General features: G+C 30.0%; 15 protein-coding genes and 1 pseudogene. 13 read left to right on the top strand and 3 right to left on the bottom strand.

Going from position 1 to position 18,480, the window contains the following annotated elements:
- The first annotated feature begins 9 nt into the window (after positions 1-9).
- The 7 genes and pseudogenes from uxuA to L1S47_RS03225 form a co-directional block, all read left to right on the top strand.
- Positions 10-1,095, top strand: a complete 1,086-nt coding sequence (gene uxuA / locus L1S47_RS03255; protein WP_238882087.1) for a mannonate dehydratase — start codon at positions 10-12, stop codon at positions 1,093-1,095.
- Positions 1,095-1,730 carry a bifunctional 4-hydroxy-2-oxoglutarate aldolase/2-dehydro-3-deoxy-phosphogluconate aldolase gene (locus L1S47_RS03250; RefSeq protein WP_238882086.1) on the top strand — a complete coding sequence of 212 codons (636 nt, stop codon included), beginning with the start codon at positions 1,095-1,097 and terminating at the stop codon, positions 1,728-1,730. Before uxuA ends, L1S47_RS03250 begins: the two co-directional genes overlap by 1 nt.
- A 41-nt stretch (positions 1,731-1,771) precedes the next feature.
- Entirely contained in the window at positions 1,772-2,473 is a 702-nt protein-coding gene (locus tag L1S47_RS03245; protein WP_238882085.1) for an HAD family phosphatase, read from the top strand.
- A 248-nt stretch (positions 2,474-2,721) separates the two neighbouring features.
- Entirely contained in the window at positions 2,722-3,543 is an 822-nt protein-coding gene (locus tag L1S47_RS03240; protein ID WP_238882084.1) for a transketolase, read from the top strand.
- Positions 3,543-4,460 (top strand): transketolase family protein, encoded by a 918-nt coding sequence (locus L1S47_RS03235; protein ID WP_238882083.1) that lies wholly within the window; start codon positions 3,543-3,545, stop codon positions 4,458-4,460. Before L1S47_RS03240 ends, L1S47_RS03235 begins: the two co-directional genes overlap by 1 nt.
- A gap of 174 nt (positions 4,461-4,634) precedes the next feature.
- On the top strand, positions 4,635-6,134 hold the full coding sequence (locus L1S47_RS03230; RefSeq protein ID WP_238882082.1) for a phosphomannomutase/phosphoglucomutase: 1,500 nt from the start codon (positions 4,635-4,637) through the stop codon (positions 6,132-6,134).
- 38 nt (positions 6,135-6,172) lie between these two features.
- Positions 6,173-6,663: pseudogene (locus L1S47_RS03225) on the top strand (class I SAM-dependent RNA methyltransferase); the annotation flags it as partial.
- A gap of 185 nt (positions 6,664-6,848) precedes the next feature.
- Here L1S47_RS03225 and L1S47_RS03220 read toward each other — a convergent pair.
- The gene (locus L1S47_RS03220) at positions 6,849-8,270 is read right to left on the bottom strand and encodes a PLP-dependent aminotransferase family protein (protein WP_238882081.1); all 1,422 of its coding nucleotides are present in this window, start codon (positions 8,268-8,270) and stop codon (positions 6,849-6,851) included.
- A gap of 171 nt (positions 8,271-8,441) precedes the next feature.
- Between L1S47_RS03220 and L1S47_RS03215 the strand changes: the two genes are divergently transcribed.
- The 5 genes from L1S47_RS03215 to htpG all read left to right on the top strand — a co-directional run bounded on the left by L1S47_RS03215 (position 8,442) and on the right by htpG (position 16,697).
- Positions 8,442-8,813, top strand: a complete 372-nt coding sequence (locus tag L1S47_RS03215) for a pyridoxamine 5'-phosphate oxidase family protein (protein ID WP_238882080.1) — start codon at positions 8,442-8,444, stop codon at positions 8,811-8,813.
- A 324-nt stretch (positions 8,814-9,137) separates the two neighbouring features.
- A complete protein-coding gene (locus L1S47_RS03210) occupies positions 9,138-9,575 on the top strand; it encodes a GNAT family N-acetyltransferase (RefSeq protein WP_238882079.1) in 438 nt (145 codons plus the stop codon).
- A gap of 632 nt (positions 9,576-10,207) precedes the next feature.
- Positions 10,208-12,238: a bifunctional diguanylate cyclase/phosphodiesterase gene (locus L1S47_RS20535; protein ID WP_238882078.1), complete on the top strand. Its 2,031-nt coding sequence runs from the start codon at positions 10,208-10,210 to the stop codon at positions 12,236-12,238.
- Between the two features lie 219 nt (positions 12,239-12,457).
- Entirely contained in the window at positions 12,458-14,647 is a 2,190-nt protein-coding gene (locus L1S47_RS03200) for a PTS transporter subunit EIIC (RefSeq protein ID WP_238882077.1), read from the top strand.
- 169 nt (positions 14,648-14,816) lie between these two features.
- On the top strand, positions 14,817-16,697 hold the full coding sequence (gene htpG, locus L1S47_RS03195) for a molecular chaperone HtpG (protein ID WP_238882076.1): 1,881 nt from the start codon (positions 14,817-14,819) through the stop codon (positions 16,695-16,697).
- A gap of 122 nt (positions 16,698-16,819) precedes the next feature.
- Here htpG and L1S47_RS03190 read toward each other — a convergent pair whose 3' ends face one another.
- Positions 16,820-17,281: an ImmA/IrrE family metallo-endopeptidase gene (locus L1S47_RS03190; protein WP_238882075.1), complete on the bottom strand. Its 462-nt coding sequence runs from the start codon at positions 17,279-17,281 to the stop codon at positions 16,820-16,822.
- Positions 17,282-17,307: 26 nt separating this feature from the next.
- Positions 17,308-17,628 carry a helix-turn-helix domain-containing protein gene (locus L1S47_RS03185; protein ID WP_238882074.1) on the bottom strand — a complete coding sequence of 107 codons (321 nt, stop codon included), beginning with the start codon at positions 17,626-17,628 and terminating at the stop codon, positions 17,308-17,310.
- 391 nt (positions 17,629-18,019) lie between these two features.
- On the opposite strand from L1S47_RS03185, the gene L1S47_RS03180 reads away from it, so the two are divergent.
- Positions 18,020-18,475 (top strand): holin family protein, encoded by a 456-nt coding sequence (locus L1S47_RS03180; protein ID WP_238882073.1) that lies wholly within the window; start codon positions 18,020-18,022, stop codon positions 18,473-18,475.
- Positions 18,476-18,480 lie beyond the last annotated feature (5 nt).

The raw sequence follows: 18,480 nt of genomic DNA, 5'->3' as shown, positions 1-18,480 counted from the left end.
AGGGATAAAATGAAGTGGGGATTCAGATGGTATGGAGCGAAAGACTCTATTCCTTTAAAACATTTTAGACAAGTTCCAGGAACAGATGGTGTTGTAGGGACCTTATTAAATAAGTTACCTGGAGATGTCTGGGAAATTGATGAAATTAAAGAATTTAAGGCTTCAATTGAAAAAGAAGGATTGGAGTTACTTGGCATTGAAAGTGTCGCGGTTCATGATGCAATTAAAGCAAGAACAAAAGATTGTGATCATTATATTGATAATTATATTCAAACAATTAGAAATTTAGCAGCATGTGATATTCATTTAGTATGTTATAGTTTTAAACCGATTTTTGGATGGGCTAAGACAAATTTGAAATATGAAAATCCTGATGGTAGTTATTCATTGTTGTTTGATCAGTCTGTTGTAGAACATATGGATGCAAGTGAGATGTTCCAACTTATAAATAGTCAATCTAATGGGTTTAAATTACCTGGATGGGAAGAAGAACGTCTGAAAAAGTTTAATGATTTGATGGAGATGTATGAAAATATTACAGAAGAAGATTTATTTGACAATCTTGCATACTTTCTAAAAAAAGTTATTCCTGTTTGTGAGGAAGTTGATGTGAAAATGGGGATTCATCCGGATGATCCACCATGGGAAATCTTTAATCTTCCAAGGGTAACAAAAAATTTAGAGGATTATAAAAGAATAATAAATATTATTGATTCTCCTTATAATGGTGTAACACTTTGCACAGGATCTTTAGGAGCAAATCCAGAAACGGATTTAGTCAAAGTCATACATGAATTAGGAAATAGAATTCAATTTGTACATTTAAGAAATGTTGAATTTTTAGGAAAACAAAAATTTAGAGAATCTGCTCATTTGAGTATTGATGGATCATTGGATATGTATGCACTTATGAAGGCACTTATAGATGTTAATTTTGATGGTGTCATCCGTCCAGATCATGGTCGTTCAATTTGGGATGAAATAGCAATGCCCGGGTATGGTTTATATGATCGTGCATTAGGTTTTACATATTTAAGAGGATTGTATGAAGCTATCACAAAGTCTCAAAAAGAAAATGGATTGGAGCAAAAATAATGAGTATAAATGTAGATGTATATAAAAAATTAGGAGAAATAAAGTTATTACCGCTTTATACTGCGACTGATTTAAAGTATTTAGATGATTTGGAAGAGGTTCTTTTGCAGAATGATGTACCTTTTATAGAAGTCACATTTAGAAGTAATCTGGCTTTAGAGGCAATTAATAAACTTTCACGATCTGGTAAGTTGATTGTTGGAGCAGGAACAGTTCGTACATTAGAAGAAGCTAAGAAGGCAATTGAAAATGGAGCAAGTTTTATAGTTTCTCCAGCAGTGATTCCAGAGATAATCGAATACTGTATTGAAAACAAAGTTCCAGTTTTTCCAGGAACAGCAACTCCAACGGATATTCAAAAGGTCGCTAGTTATGGACTTAATGTTGTAAAATATTTCCCAGCAGATATTTATGGTGGTTTAAAAGCAATTAAAGCATTAAGTGGACCATTCTATGATATAAAATTCTTGCCGACAGGAGGAATTAGTGCAGATAACTTTATGGATTATGTTAGTAATGATAATATTTTAGCAGTTGGTGGATCTTTTATTATTTCTGAAAAAATGATTAAAGATGAAGGTAAGGAAAAGACAAGCAACTTGTTAAAAACATTGGTTGATCAAATTAAAGCTTAGTGCAATATAGCACGGCTTTTTTTTAGGAGAATTATGTGATTATGAGAAAATTTGAATTGGTTATATTTGATATGGATGGGTTAATGTTTGACACTGGACAACTAGCATATCGTGCATATTTAGAGAGTGCTAAATATTTTGATTTTACAGTGAATCATTCCGTATATTACTATTTGACTGGACGTAGAGATCCTGAGATTCGCGAGGGAATGAAAGAATTATACGGAAAGGATGCTCCTGTATCTGAATGGCGAGATAAAATCATTTTAAACAGAGAAAGAATTTTAAATGATGAGAAACGCGTATACAAGAAAAAAGGTTTATTAGAACTATTAGAATTTTTAAAGAAGAATCATTATAAAATAGCTTTGGCTTCTTCTACAAGCCGAGAGAAAATAGAATACTATTTTAAAATTGAAGATATGCCAGATGTATTTGATATCATCGTAGCAGGAGATGAAGTCCATATTGGAAAACCAAATCCTGAAATATTTTTAAAGGCGTGTGAAAAAGCAAATGTTGTACCGGAACGTGCTTTAGTATTAGAGGATTCTATTGTAGGTATTAAAGCTGCTTTGCAAGGAGATATTACGCCCTTTCTAATTCCTGATGACATATCTAACTTACCAGCACACAAAGGAAAATATCCATTATTGAGAAATCCCGAAGAGTTTCTTATTACGAAACCAAAGAATGTAGAAACTTTTAATGATTTATTAGAAGTTATAGATTATTTGAAATAATATTTTATGAGATACAAGAGTTTCATTAATCAAAGTTACAGATGTTATTTTAAGAATAAAAATAATCATCATCATTCAATTTGAAAATAGGTGACATGGAATGTCACCACTAGTAACAGAAATGTGATAGTGGTACCGACGAATATAAAAATTCAGTCTAGATATGCAGAAAGGCACACAAACTTATTCATTGTATAAAAGAGATATGTAGTAAATACACAAAATTTAATATTAGGAGGTACAAATTAGTGAAGACATCAGAATTAAAAAATGTAGTTAATAACATAAGAGTAAACATTATTAAAGCTGTATCAGCAGCAAAATCAGGGCATCCTGGTGGATCTTTATCAATAGCAGATATTTTAGCAGTTTTATATTTTGAAAAGATGAACATAGATCCAAAGGATCCAAAAAAGTCAGACAGAGATAGATTGGTATTATCAAAAGGTCATTCAGCACCAGCATTATATGCAACATTAGCTGAAAGAGGATTCTTCCCAGAAGAAGAATTAGTAACACTAAGAAAATATGGTTCAAGATTACAAGGACATCCAGATATGAAAAAGGTACCTGGAGTAGATATGTCAACAGGATCACTTGGTCAAGGATTATCAGCAGCAAATGGTATGGCACTAGCTGGAAAGTTAGATAACAGTTCATATAGAGTTTATGTAGTACTTGGAGATGGAGAAGTTCAAGAAGGACAAATATGGGAAGCTGCAATGAGCGCATCTCACTACAAACTTGATAACTTAACAGCATTCCTTGATTTAAATGGCTTACAAATAGATGGATCAAATGAAGAAGTAATGAGCATCAGCCCAATTGATGAAAAGTTTAAAGCATTTGGATGGAATGTATTAACTGCAGATGGACACTGCTTTGAAGAAATAGCAAACTCAATAGATGAAGCAATAGCTACTAAAGGTAAACCAACAATTGTAATTTGTAATACTGCAAAAGGTAAAGGCGTTTCATTTATGGAAAACAATTGTGCATGGCATGGAACAGCGCCAAATGAAGAAGAAACTAAGAAAGCATTAGCTGAATTAGAAGGAGGCGAAAACTAATGGGAGTAGCAACCAGAGAAGCATATGGACAAATATTAAAAGAATTGGCAGAAGACAAAAATGTTGTTGTATTAGAATCAGATTTAGGTAAAGCAACAAAGAGTATTGAATTTAAGAAATATGCGCCTGAAAGATATATAGAATTAGGTATAGCAGAATGTAACATGATGGGAACAGCTGCAGGTCTTGCTACATGTGGAAAAATTCCATTTGCAAGTACATTTGCAATGTTTGCAGCAGGAAGGGCATTTGAACAAATCAGAAATTCAATAGCTTATCCTAACTTAAACGTAAAAGTGGTGGCAACTCATGCAGGAATAACAGTTGGAGAAGATGGCGGAAGTCATCAATGTAATGAAGATATATCTTTAATGAGAACTATACCCCATATGGTTGTAATAAATCCATCAGATGCTGAAGAAGCAAGACAAGCAATATTAGCAGCAAAAGAATATTATGGACCAGTATATATAAGACTGGGAAGATCAGCGACTCCAGATATTCATGATGAAAGTTATCAATTTGAAATTGGAAAAGGTGAAGTTTTAAATGAGGGTAATGATGTAACAATAATTGCAACAGGGTTAATGGTAGCAAAAGCAATTCAAGCTGCTGAAACATTAGAAGAGCAAGGAATCAATGCAACTGTTATAAATATTTCAACTATAAAACCAATAGATAAAGACTTAATAGTTGAGGTTGCAAAGAAAACAGGTAAGGTAGTGACTGTTGAAGAACACAGCATAATAGGTGGATTAGGTTCAGCAGTTGCTGAAGTTTTAATTGAAGAATGTCCGGTAAAAATGAAGAGAATTGGAATAAATGATGAATTCGGAAGCTCAGGAAGTGCTGAAGTTTTATTAGAAAAATATAATTTAACTTCAGAACATATAGTTGAAGTAGTAAAGTCATTTTAAGAATAATCATGAATATCAACAATACTCTATAAATTATTATATTTAATTAAAACAATAGGAGAATACTTGTAATATTCTCCTATTTTCAAAGTTTTTTTCAATAAACCATATTGGAATAAATGAAGTATCATTCTTAAGTTTATATAAAATTTAATTTAGAGGGGAGTTTTTATTATGCTACACGAACTTAAAAAATTACAAAGTGGGACGGATATAAGAGGAATAGCAATTGAACATGAGGGAAGAAAAAATCTTACACCTGAATTAGTAAATGTTTTGGGATCCGGTTTTGCAGAGTGGTTAAAAAAAGTTAAAGGTATAAATAAGAACAATATAAAGGTAGCAGTTGGCATGGATTCGAGGTTGTCAGGCCAAGAATTAAAAAAAGCTTTAATAGAAGCACTAATAGATTCTGGCTGTAATGTTTATGATTGTGGAATGTGTACAACTCCTGCTATGTTCATGACTACTATCTTAAAAGATTATTCTTGCGATGGATCTGTAATGATAACAGCAAGTCATCTTCCTTATTATTATAATGGATTAAAGTTTTTCACTAAAGAAGGTGGATGTGAAAAGCAAGATATAGTAGATATAATAGAATGTTCTAATTCAATAGAAAAAAATTCTACAACTAAAGGATCAATTAAGGAAGTAGATTTTATAGATGTTTATTCGAGGATATTAGTAGATAAAATAAGAAAAAGTGTAAATTCATCTGAGAATTATGAAAGACCATTAGAAGGAAAAAAAATAATTGTAGATGCAGGAAATGGAGCTGGTGGATTTTTTGCATATAAGGTTTTAGAAAAATTAGGTGCTGACACTGAAGGAAGCCAATTTACCGAACCAGATGGGAATTTTCCAAATCATATACCTAATCCAGAAAATGAAGAGGCAATGGAATCTATTAAAGAAGCTGTACTTAAAAACAAAGCAGACCTTGGAATAATTTTTGATACGGATGTAGATAGAGCGGCTATAGTGAGCAACGATGGTAAAGAAATAAATAAAAATGCCCTTATAGCATTAATATCTTCAATAGTGCTTGATGAAAATCCAAATTCAATTATTGTTACTGATTCAATAACATCTACAGGTCTTGCAGAATTTATAACTAATTTAGGCGGTGTTCACCATAGATTTAAAAGAGGATATAGAAATGTTATAAATGAATCTAAAAGATTAAACGAAGAAGGAAAAGAAAGCTGTCTAGCAATTGAAACATCAGGTCATGCTGCTTTGAAAGAAAATTATTTCTTAGATGACGGGGCATATTTAATAGCTAAGATATTAATAAAAATGGCTAAATTAAAAGAAGAAGGAAAAGAAATATCCAACCTCATAGATAATCTAAAATACCCTAAAGAAAGCAAAGACATGAGAATAAACATTGAAAGAGAAGATTTTAGGGAATACGGAGAAATGATACTAGAAGACCTAATAAAGTATACAGAACATATAGATGGATGGCGAATTGAACCTGAAAATTATGAAGGAATAAAGATAAAATGCGATAAAGAAAGTGGTGATGGCTGGTTATTACTAAGATTATCATTACATGAGCCAGTTTTAGCCTTAAATATAGAATCAGATATTCAAGATGGAATAAAGAAGATTATAGCTAAATTAACTCCATTTTTTAATAAGTATAATGAATTGGATTTTAAGTAATATTATAAATAATAAAAGTGCTTAGTTTGTTTTCTCTTTTAAAGTTTAAGATATCACCATTCTCTTTCTTCCAAACTAACACAGAAGGAGCAGAAAAGCTTTATTCGATAGTAAGAGATTTTATGGGAGATGGAGAAAATAAGGTTATATTTGATCTATATTGTGGTACGGGTACAATAGGGCAAATAACAGCTCCAAAAGCTAAAAAGGTAGTAGGAATTGAACTTATCGAAGAGGTTGTTGAGGCTGCAAATGAAAATACTAAATTAAATGGATTAAATAATTGTGAATTTATAGCTGGAGATATTCTAAGGTAATAACTGAAGTGAAAGATAATCCAGATATAATAATATTGGATACACCAAGAAGTGGAGTGCATCCTACAGCAATGAAGTATGTTATAGCCTTTAATGTAAAGGACATAATATATGTAAGCTGTAATCCGAAGTCTTTAGTTGATGATTTAAAAGTATTAACTGCAGCAGGATATAAAATAGAAAAGACACTTTGTAAGATAAAGCATTTATAAATGTGCCACTCAATATTATTAAATTCATTTATATAAAGCGTGCTTATTTTTAAAGAATTAATAATCAGGCGAAGATCTCATTTAGTAAATAATTTATACAAGCTAAAGAATGAGCTATCGCTAATGGATTTTAATCCACTAATGCGATAGCACTTAGAATCTCTATTTTAATTTTTGAATAGGATTTACTTACTAAACCATGCTTTACTAAGTAAATTAATACCTTCAGCAATCTCACTGTCAGTCATACCACCGAAACCAAGAAAAACCATATTATTAGTATACTTATCTTTACGTAACCAATATGTAGATACAGGAGAAACTAAAACACCATATTCTTTAGCTTTTTCTATTATCTCTTCTTCAGATAATCCATTATTTACTTCTAGTAAGATGTGCAGACCTGCATTTTTACCGTGAATAATAACATTGTCTCCCATAAATTTATGAATAGCGTTGATTAACGTATCATGTCTTCTTTTGTTCAGAAGAGATATTTTACGCAGATGACTATCCCAATGCCCTAAATGCATAAATTGTTGAATTATTTTTTGCTCAACTATTGGAACAGAGGATTGGTAACTACTAAAAAAGTTATCATATATTTCTAGAAATGATTGGGGTAAAACCATATAATTCAATCGCAAGCTTGGGGACAAAGATTTTGAAAAAGTACCAATATATATAACACAGCCATTTGAATCAATACCTTGTATTGAAGGTATTGGCCTTGAATTGTAACGAAGTTCACTATCATAATCATCTTCTATTATAATTCCATTTTCTCTTCTAGCCCAATCTAATAATTGTAATCTTTTTTGAATTGTCATCACTGATCCTGTGGGGAATTGATGTGAGGGGGTTACATACACTATCTTTGTGGAACTATTTTCTAAATCAGTAATACTTATTCCATCCTTGTCTAAGCTAATTGGAACAACATCATATCCGTTATTGTTAAAAATCTTTCTTGCACCAATGTAGCCAGGATCTTCTAAAGCAACTTTAGAAAAATTGTTTCTGAGCATCTGGCATAGTAAACTTAAACACTGCTCGAAGCCTGAAGTAATAATGATCTGTTCTGAGGTACATGAGACACCCCTTGACTTATTTAAATAAGCCATTATCTCTATTCGTAATTCTTTTTCGCCTTTACTACTAGTATAGGATGTCATAACCTCAGCATCTATAGAGGACAAGCATTTATTTGATATCCTCCTCCATAAGCGCAAAGGAAAATCAGAAGCATTTAATTTTCCATATTTGAAATTATACTTATAATTATCAGTATTCATGTTAGGTAATGTAGTTTTTTTATACTTCTCAATATTGACAGAGTTATCTCTCTTTAACTTAGTGATTAACACACTATCTAGTTTTTCAACTACGAATCCGCTACCTGCTTTACTTGTGACATATCCTTCAGAAGAAAGTTGTAGGTAAGCACTTTCTACTGTATTTCTACTGACATTTAATGTTGTTGCAAGCGTTCGTGTCGAATATAGCTTAGTGCCTTCTGAAAGCTTTCCTGAAATTATCTCTTCTTTTAACTGCTCATAAATTTGCAAATATAGTGGAACTCTTGAATCGTTATTTAGAACAATCATTAAAAAACACTCTCCCTTTAAACTGTATCCTATAAAATAAAAAGAATTGGCACTTTTGATGAGTACACATTGATTGTATAATTGTCTTATAGAAAAGTCAACGTGCACAGATTACGACTTTTTAAAATATTAAAATAACTAAATTTGTAGAATTATAGAGGAGGAATTTAAATGTTAAATGAAAAATTGCTTGAGGTTATATCACATGAAGGAGTAGTAGCTATAGTATCTTGTAGTAACAATGAGGCACATGTAGTTAATACCTGGCATTCATTTCTTAATGTTACTGAAGATGGTAGGATATTATTACCTGCAGGAGGCATGAGAAGAACTCAAAAAAATATAGAAGCAAATAATAAAGTTAAGGTTACTGTAGGTAGCAAAGAGGTTATGGGACATCAATATCCAGGAGCAGGATTTTTAATAGAAGGAACTGCAAAATTCCTTGAAGAGGGTCCAGACTTTGATATGGTGAAGAAAAAGTTCCCTTTTTTAAGTAGAGTATTAGAGATAACAGTTGAATCTGCTAAGCAAACAATATAGTTATAATATAACTCAATTTTTGAAAAGAGTACTTTATATTAGTGAAATAGCTAAAGAAGTACTCTTTTATGTTATTCATTTTTAATATTTTCAACTTTACTAGGATAGTAGGGGAATCTGCGTCGTGCAATTAAAAGTAAATATTGTAGGAAACCTAAAATAAAAATATAGCATATTCTAATTTAATTAATTAAAGAATTTGAAAATGTACACATATAAACCTTTTACGACTAGTACTATAAGAAATGTAAAAATCGATATTTTTAATAATATCAGTTTAAAATTATAAATTAAACATTAAAATTAAATAAGTGGAGGAATAAAATGATCGAGGAATTAATAACAATTAAAGAATTAACAGAAGAAGAGCAGTTGAGAGATGCTTTTTTAGTAATGAAACAATTACTAACTGATTTAGATGAGGAAAAATATTTACAACTTATAAAAGAGATGCACAAGGAAGGATATAAAATGTTTGCATTACTTGAAAAAGGAAAAATTGTTGCAGTTACAGGTGTAATCCAGCTTACAAACTTATATTATGGAAAACATATTTGGGTTTATGACTTAATCACCGATGAAAGTAAAAGGTCAAAAGGATATGGGGAAAAACTTTTATTACATGTACAAACATGGGGTAAGGAAAATGGATGTGGGATAGTAGCACTTTCTTCTGGCTTTTCAAGAGTTGATGCACATAGATTTTATGAAGATAAGATGGGATATACTAAATCAAGTTATGTTTTTAGAAGACAAGTATAATAATTACCTGTCTTAGTATATAATAACGCTACTGTATAGTAGAATTTTGCTTCGCGATATTCTTAAAGGATGTAATAAAAATATAGCGTAATGATTATAGAATTTTATTAAGTTTAATTAAGGTATATAACATGAAATTAAAATATATGTTATTATAACAATCTTTTTTATGAAATGCTAACAATAATGTAATTTGAATTGCGCTATTTATAATTGGAATGTAGTTAAATACTATTAATGGAATTAATAATTTGTTGAATGAGCGGAGAGTAAAATAATTAAATTAGTTCTTATATTAGGGATAAATAAAAGTAAATAATAAAGTACACTAAGTGAAAACTTGGTAGAAATATTCAACACACACATCATTGTGAGACAGTTATGAAGTTAAGTAAATAAAGATCCATAAGCTAATTTATAGAATTTTAGCTTAATGTAAACATTTATCTTATTAATAAGATGAATGTTTTTTTATATATTTAATTGGATTATAGCGTTAAATAATTGTTATTTATGGATAAGTATTTCTATACATTGGTGAAATAAGGTATAATATTATTTATAAAAAATATACGGACAAACTCTAAGATTTTACTTTTTATAAATAAAATTGTTTCTTTTGAGGTGAAGACGTGACAAAGAAAAAAGTACCTAAAACTATTCCAGGCATAATAAAAGTAATAAATGAATCAAATGATATTGATACCATAGAGAGAATGGAGAATTATATAGGTTGCTACTATGGGATACCTGTTTTAATTATAGGCGCAATAACTAATTATATACTTCATCATGAACTAAAAAGTGCTGTAGTAGATAGTATAGTAATGTTAGTATTGTGCTTTTGCTTCATTATTACACAATATTTAAGGATAAAAACTAGAATTATTACTCATTGGATATCATTTTTATTCTCGCTAGTGTTAATTTTTATAGCAATAAGAATTTATAAATATATTGGACCAGCCATATGGACCATAGCATTTATAAATATAATTATATCCTCACTTAGAATTACAAGAGTTATGCTAAACTATTCTATTATTTCAACATTTTTAGTATGTATGTATTATTCATTAGTACTTTCAAACACACCTTTTGAATTTGGAATGATATATATAATAGTTCAAATAATATTATTTGCATTAATTCTAGTTATAGCTCCTGTTGTACATCTAATCAATCAGGCACATTATGATAGAGTAAATAAAATGTATATGACGGAAGTAAAGCAAAGGGAAGAACTTGAGAAAATGTATGATAATATTGCAGTTACTCATGCAGAACTAAGTTCTAGATACAACGAATTAAATGATAAAAACAATAAACTAAAGCTTAATGAAGAAAAGCTATATCGAATGGCTCATTTTGATATGGTAACTGAATTGCCAAATAGAAAGACAATTATGGACAAGATTAATGAACTTATAGAAACTTTTCAGAAAACTTCAGCTTATTTTTATGTAATATTCATTGATATTGATTCATTTAAAAAAATAAATGATACAATGGGACATCATGTAGGAGATATGTTTATAAGAGCGGCAGCTAATCGTCTTAAAAAATCAATTAATGAAAAAGATTTGATTGGGAGAATAGGTGGAGATGAGTTTGCTTTAATAATTCAAAGGAACTTAAATGAAAAAGAGGCATACATGTACATTGAAAATATACGAGAGGAATTTTCTAAACCATTTATAATTGGTAATAATGAAATAAAGTCTAGTGCAAGCTTTGGTGTAGCAGCTTTCCCAAGTGATGGAACTGAGCAGGTAGAACTAATGAGAAATGCTGATACCGCAATGTATAAGGCAAAAGAGCTTGGAAAGAATAATATACAGTTTTTTGAAAGTGCAATGAAGAAAGAGTTATTGGACAAAATAAATTTTGAAGCGAAATTAAAATCAGCATTACATAAAGATGAGTTTTTTTTGGTTTTTCAACCGATATATAGTTTAAGTGAACATAAAATACGAGGATTTGAAGCTTTGGTGCGTTGGCAATCACCTGAACTCGGAATGGTAAGTCCGGGTGAATTTATTCCAGTGGCAGAGGATTTGGGAATTATAGTCCCTTTAGGGGAATGGATTATAAGAACAGCCTGCAAAAGTTTTAAAAATATTCAAGATACATATAATAAAGACATAGTACTTTCACTAAACTTTTCAGTAAAACAGCTTGAAACATATAACATAATAGAAGTTGTTGAATCGGCGTTAAAAGATGCAGATTTAGATCCTAAGTTTCTTGAAATAGAAGTAACAGAATCAATATTAATTAGTTCAATTGAAAATACTATTACTGTATTAGAGAAACTTAGAGAAATGAATATACAGATATCCTTAGATGATTTCGGAACAGGATACTCATCCTTAAGCTATTTAAGAAGATTACCTATAGATGTTTTAAAAATAGATAAATCATTTATAGATAATTTATTAAATGAGGATAAAAACCTAGAGATTATTGGCGGGATTATAGGACTAGCGCATAACTTAGGAATTCTAGTTGTAGCAGAAGGAATAGAGGAAGAAATTCAAATAAGTCTTTTAGAGAGTCTTAAATGCGACTATATACAAGGATATTTTATCAGTAAGCCTATTAAAGAAGAGGAAATTGAAAAATTAAGTTCATTAAAAGAAATTAAAACTAAATTAATTTAAAATATTTAAAGTCATAGAAATAGAGGGTTCTATGGCTTTTTTTGTTATACATTATTTTTATTATATAAATTGAATTATTAATAACAAAATTCCATTCTTAAAACAATTGATAAGAAAGTCAAGTTTGGTAAGATTAAGAAGTTGCCTAGACCTCTAGAATTTTATATAATAGTTTGGCAGTAATAGAAAATAAGAAAAATGATAAGGGAAGGTGTACATATGAACAGCAAATCATCGTACTTACATAGCATAGGTAAGTCACTTATGCTACCAGTTGCAGTTATGCCATTAGCGGGAATACTACTTCGTCTAGGTGTATACTTTAACAACAAAATCATCACCACCTCTGGAGATGTTATTTTTAGCTATTTACCATTAATATTTGCAGTTGCAATTGCGGTTGGATTATCTAAAGATAATAATGGTTCGGCAGGAGTAGCTTCTGTAATGGGATACTTAGTTATGACTAACGTAGCTAAGGCAATTAATGAAACTTTCGATATGAAAGTATTGGCAGGTATAATCATAGGAATTATTTCAGCAGAGGTTTATAATAGGTTCTCAGAACGAGAATTACCTCTATGGCTTAACTTTTTTGGTGGGAAAAGGCTAGTAGTAATTATTACCTTCGGTAGTTCTTTTATATTCGGCATCATTCTTGGATATGCATGGCCTTTATTCCAAAGCAATTTAATTAGTTTAGCTAATTGGATTTATGGTGCAGGAGCATTAGGCGATTTTGTGTATGGATTTTTGAATCGTCTACTAATTCCATTTGGTTTGCATCACGTTATAAATACACAAATTTGGACAATGTTAGGTGAATATAATGGTATTAAGGGTGACTTAAACAGATTTTTTGCTGGTGATCCTAATGCAGGTGCATTCATGACAGGATTTTTCCCAGTAATGTTATTTGGTCTTCCGTCAGCTTGTTTAGCTATGCTTGCAGCTGCGAAAAAAGAAAATAGAAAATATGTTGGGGGAGCCTTTATTGCAGTTGCATTAACTTCTTTTTTAACAGGAATTACAGAACCAGTTGAATTCTTATTTATGTTTTTAGCACCAATTCTATTTGTTGTACATGCTTTATTAACAGGAATATCATTAGTTATAGTTAATTTATTAGGAATAAGAAATGGATTCACTTTTTCTGCAGGGCTAGTTGATTATTTAGTTAATCTTGGTATAGCAGAGAAACCTATACTACTTATTATAGTTGGTATTATATTTGGAATTATATATTTTGTTATTTTCTATTTCCTAATAATAAAACTAGATTTAAAAACCCCTGGTCGTGAAGATGACTTAGGCTTTGTAACAATTTTATCTAAATCTATATCAGATGTATCAAAAATAGCAACTAGAATTTCTAAAGGGGATTTAACAGTTGAAATAGACGAGAAAATGCTTGAGCAATCAGGAGAAGTAGGTAACTTAGCAAATTCTTTCAATGATATGATTGCAAATCTTCATAAGTTTGCTAATCATCTGAAGGAAGTTTCCTCAGAGATTGAAACTTCATCAGTAAATCTAAGTGATATAACCGGAAAAGTAGCAAGTACTTCAGAGGCTATTTCAGGGGCGGTTGAAAATATTTCTAATGGTGCAGTAGAACAAGCTACAGACACTCAAAAAGGAGCAACCGAAGTATCAACATTAGGAGATATAATAGAAAAAGATCAAGAGTATCTTAAAAGTTTAAATATTGAATCTAAGAATGTTGTAAGTGTAGTAGTAAAAGGAAATGAATTGATTGAAGCATTAAATGAAAAGGCTATTGAAACTGAGAAAGCAGTTGAAACTATTTCAAAAGATATTGAAAAAACATTTAATGGAGTTAATAAAATAAAAGAAGTAAGTAACTTTATAGCATCAATATCAGAACAAACAAACCTATTAGCACTTAATGCATCTATTGAAGCTGCACGTGCTGGAGAAGCAGGGAGAGGTTTTGCAGTTGTTGCAGATGAAATTAGAAAGTTATCAGAAGCTTCTAAGCAGTCTACAGATGAAATTGATAAGGCAGTAAATCAATTGATGAAGGATGCTGAAAGTTCCGTAAAAGTTTCTGAAGATCTAGTGAAAATAATGGATGTACAAAACATTAGTGTTTCAGCAACTTCAAGCCAATTTGAAGAAATTAGTAAGTCTATAAATGAAATTTCATCAATAATTGATGAGATGAACAAATCTGGACAGGTTATGGAGAAAGCAAAATCTAGAATAATGGATGTTATGAGTAATTTATCAGCTATTGCAGAGGAAAATGCAGCATCTACAGAAGAGACAAGAGCTTCAGTGGAAGAGGAAACTCAAGCAATAAATGAGGTTTCAAGAATGAGTGACCAGTTATCAGATTTAGCATCAAAGATAAAAGAAATATCTGAGTTCTTTAAAGTTAAATAGAAAGTAATTTAAGGAGTTAACCATCAGGATTAAAAATTCTGATGGTTTTTATTTTATACATATATTGACATTAGTTTTTAAAAGTGGTATATAAAAGTTATGGGTTAGCACTCCTATATAGGGAGTGCTGATAATAAAAATTGTTTTAATTTTGAAGGGAGAGATTTACTTGGAAACAAAACAATTTAAAGCAGAATCTAAAAGATTATTAGATTTAATGATCAACTCAATCTATACCCATAGGGAGATTTTTTTAAGGGAACTTATTTCAAATGCAAGCGATGCCATTGATAAGATTTATTACAAAGCATTAACGGATGATTCCTTAAGTTTTGAAAAAGATAATTACTATATCAAGATAACGCTAGATAAGGAAAACAGAATACTTAAAATTATAGACACTGGTATAGGTATGACTAAAGAGGAACTTGATGATAACCTTGGTGTCATTGCTAAAAGTGGGTCATTAAAATTTAAAAAGGAAACAGAACTAAAAGATGGATATGATATTATAGGACAATTTGGAGTAGGCTTTTATTCTGCATTTTTAGTATCAGATGATGTTACAGTTATAAGTAGAGCAGTTGGAAGTGATGAGGCATATAAGTGGCAATCTAAGGGTGTAGAAGGATATACCATAGAAAAATGTGAAAAAGAATCATTTGGTACTGATATAATACTTAAAATAAAAGAAAATACAGAGGATGAAAGCTTCGATGAATATTTAGATGAATATAGAATAAAGAACATTATAAAGAAATATTCTGATTTTATTAGATATCCTATTAAGATGGATATAAGTAGTAGCAGACTTAAAGAAGGCAGTGAAAATGAATATGAAACTATCATAGAGGAACAAACAATTAATAGCATGGTTCCTATATGGAGAAAAAATAAGAATGAATTAACTAAAGAAGATTATGATAACTTTTATTCTGAAAAACACTATGGATTCGATAAGCCTATAAAGCATATTCATATTAGTGTTGATGGAGCAGTAAGCTATAATGCTATTTTATTTATTCCAGAAAGAACACCATTTGATTTCTATACTAAGGAATATGAAAAGGGCTTAGAATTATATTCAAATGGGGTAATGATTATGAATAAATGCCCTGATTTATTACCAGATTACTTTGGCTTTGTAAAAGGTATAGTTGATTCAGAAGATTTATCACTTAATATTTCTAGAGAAATTCTACAGCATGATAGACAACTTAAACTAATAGCAAAGAATATTAAAACAAAAATAAAAAATGAGTTGGAAAGTATATTAAAAAATGAAAGAGATAAGTATGAGGAATTCTATAAATCCTTTGGAAGACAATTAAAATATGGTATTTACAGTGATTTTGGAGCTAATAAGGAAGTACTACAAGATTTATTAATGTTCTATTCTTCAAAAGAGAAGAAAATGGTAACCTTAGGTGAGTATGTTTCAAGAATGACTGAAGAGCAAAAATTTATTTATTATGCTGCTGGAGAATCTATTGAAAGGATAGAAAAGCTACCTCAGACAGAACTTCTTCTTGATAAAGGATACGAGATATTATACTTTACTGATGACATAGATGAATTTGCCATAAAGACAATAATGAATTATAAGGATAAACAATTTAAATCTGTATCTAGTGGTGATTTAGGAATAGAATCCGATGAAAATGATGAAACTTCAGACACTAATAAAAATGAAAATAAAGATTTATTTGAAAATATGAAAAATAACTTGTTGAATAAAGTTAAAGACGTAAGAGCATCAAAAAGATTGAAAAATCATCCTGTATGCTTAGCGAATGATGGTGAAGTTTCAATAGAAATGGAAAAGATACTTAATTCTATGCCTGATAATCAAAATATTAAGGCAGATAAAATATTAGAAATAAATATTAATCATCCAGTATTTGAATCACTTAAAGAAGCATTCGAAGCAGATAAAGATAAGTTCAATCTTTATACAGATATATTGTATAATCAAGCACTGCTTATAGAAGGACTATCTATAAGTGATCCAGTAGAATTTACAAATAATATATGTAAAATAATGAAGTAAAAATAAGCAGCCACTAAGAGCATAGTCTTTTAGAGGCTGTTTTTAAATTACTTCGACCATGCGAATATATGTTCTTTTAATGGGTATAAATTATCCAGTTGTAACTAATAAATCAACTGGTACTAAAATTTTTTTATTATGATGAGTCTTGGTTCAAAATATATAAGATAATCGCTAATCTCGAACATAAGACCATATTTTTCACGGTAATGGTTAATAGTTTCATTTAAGAATGTTTCTGTAACATTCAAGTATTCAGCCATTTCATAAAGATTTCTTGTACCTTCATTAAAGGCTTTGATAATATCAAGTAAACTGATAAGTCTTTCATATCCCCAGTTACGGGCAATTTTTTCTTGCTTAACATTTTCAATCTTTGTTTTATCTAATATATTACCGACAGTTTTGTGATAGTGCCCGAGTTCTTCAGCTAGAATACAAGTTTTTTCACTTGAAGTTTCAATTCTAGGATCAATAGCTATAGTTTTATTTCCATAGAGGGCTTTAAGATTTCCCTTGAATTTCATTTGTATAATCTCTATACCCTCATCATATATCTCATTCTCTAAGCTCTCGTAAGTCATTCTCTACCCCCTTTAAGTGAAAGTTATCATTTTTTCTTTGACTTAATATATTTTATAAAGTTTTCTATATCATCTAAGTCGTCTTTAGTAAAATCATCACCATCAAAGTGTGCAGCTAGAGTTTCTAATTTATTTGGTTTTCTTTGCTCTTCCCAACCCATTAGATATGCAGGTGAAACTTTTAATATTTCGGCTAGCTTCTCAATTGAATCCAGTTTAAGGTTTTTTATTTCGCCACTTTCATATCTTTGAACAGTAGCTTTTGATACACCCAAATATTCACCAACTTCTTGTAGTGTAAGTCCTAATTCTTCACGTCTTTGTTTAATTCTTTCATTCATTTCCATTCTTACTACCTCACAAACTTAAGCTATTTTAATTATAGCATAAATTACTTTATACGCAACAAATCGTGTAAAAAATCTGGGAAAAGTTACGTGAAATGCATTGACAATGAAAATTTACTATGATAATATTTGGTTACGGAAAACGTAACTATATCATGTGAAAATTAATGTGAATATACAAATATGCAAAAGTAAGTTTGTAATAATAATTGATTTATGGCTTGAATAAGTATTTTTTTTGAAATCTAGTTACGTAAAAAGAAACAAAAGGATCGGTTGGTTTAAAATTTTTAATTAAGATAGGAGGAATGAAATAAATAAGGAGAAAGCATATAGTTTTATTTGACAAAAGATATTTACTTGATTTTTATTACATGAAAGGAGGAGTAAGATGGATAGGATAATCAATTTTAAAAATGGTATTCTCATAACAATTGTAGCGTTTGGAGAAGAATTAGGTTTAATCTTAGGTGGATATAATAGCATCCTAATTGCATTAATATGCTGTATGATTATTGAATATATATGTAGTTTAATAGTAACCTATATGATTAAGAATTCATCAAAGACAGAAACTGGAGCAGATCAAGGTAAGGTAGATTTAATAGGATTAGTAAGGAAAATTCTTATTCTATTAATTATTGTTATGGTAAATCAAATAGATATAGTTCTGGCTTCAAATGGATTCTTAAGAAATGCAGTTATGATAGGGTTTATGGCAAATGAGTGCCTATCTATTATAGAAAAAGTGGGGCTAACTGGAATTGAGTTGCCCCCTTCAGTAAAGAATGCAATAGATATTCTTAAGAAAAAAGGTGAAATAAATCAGAATGATAAGAAAGATTGATAAAA

The sequence above is a fragment of the Clostridium sp. YIM B02551 genome (assembly GCF_022324735.1).
Taxonomy (GTDB): Bacteria; Bacillota; Clostridia; order Clostridiales; family Clostridiaceae; genus Clostridium_T; species Clostridium_T paridis.
This window is presented reverse-complemented; position numbering and strand designations above follow the sequence as displayed.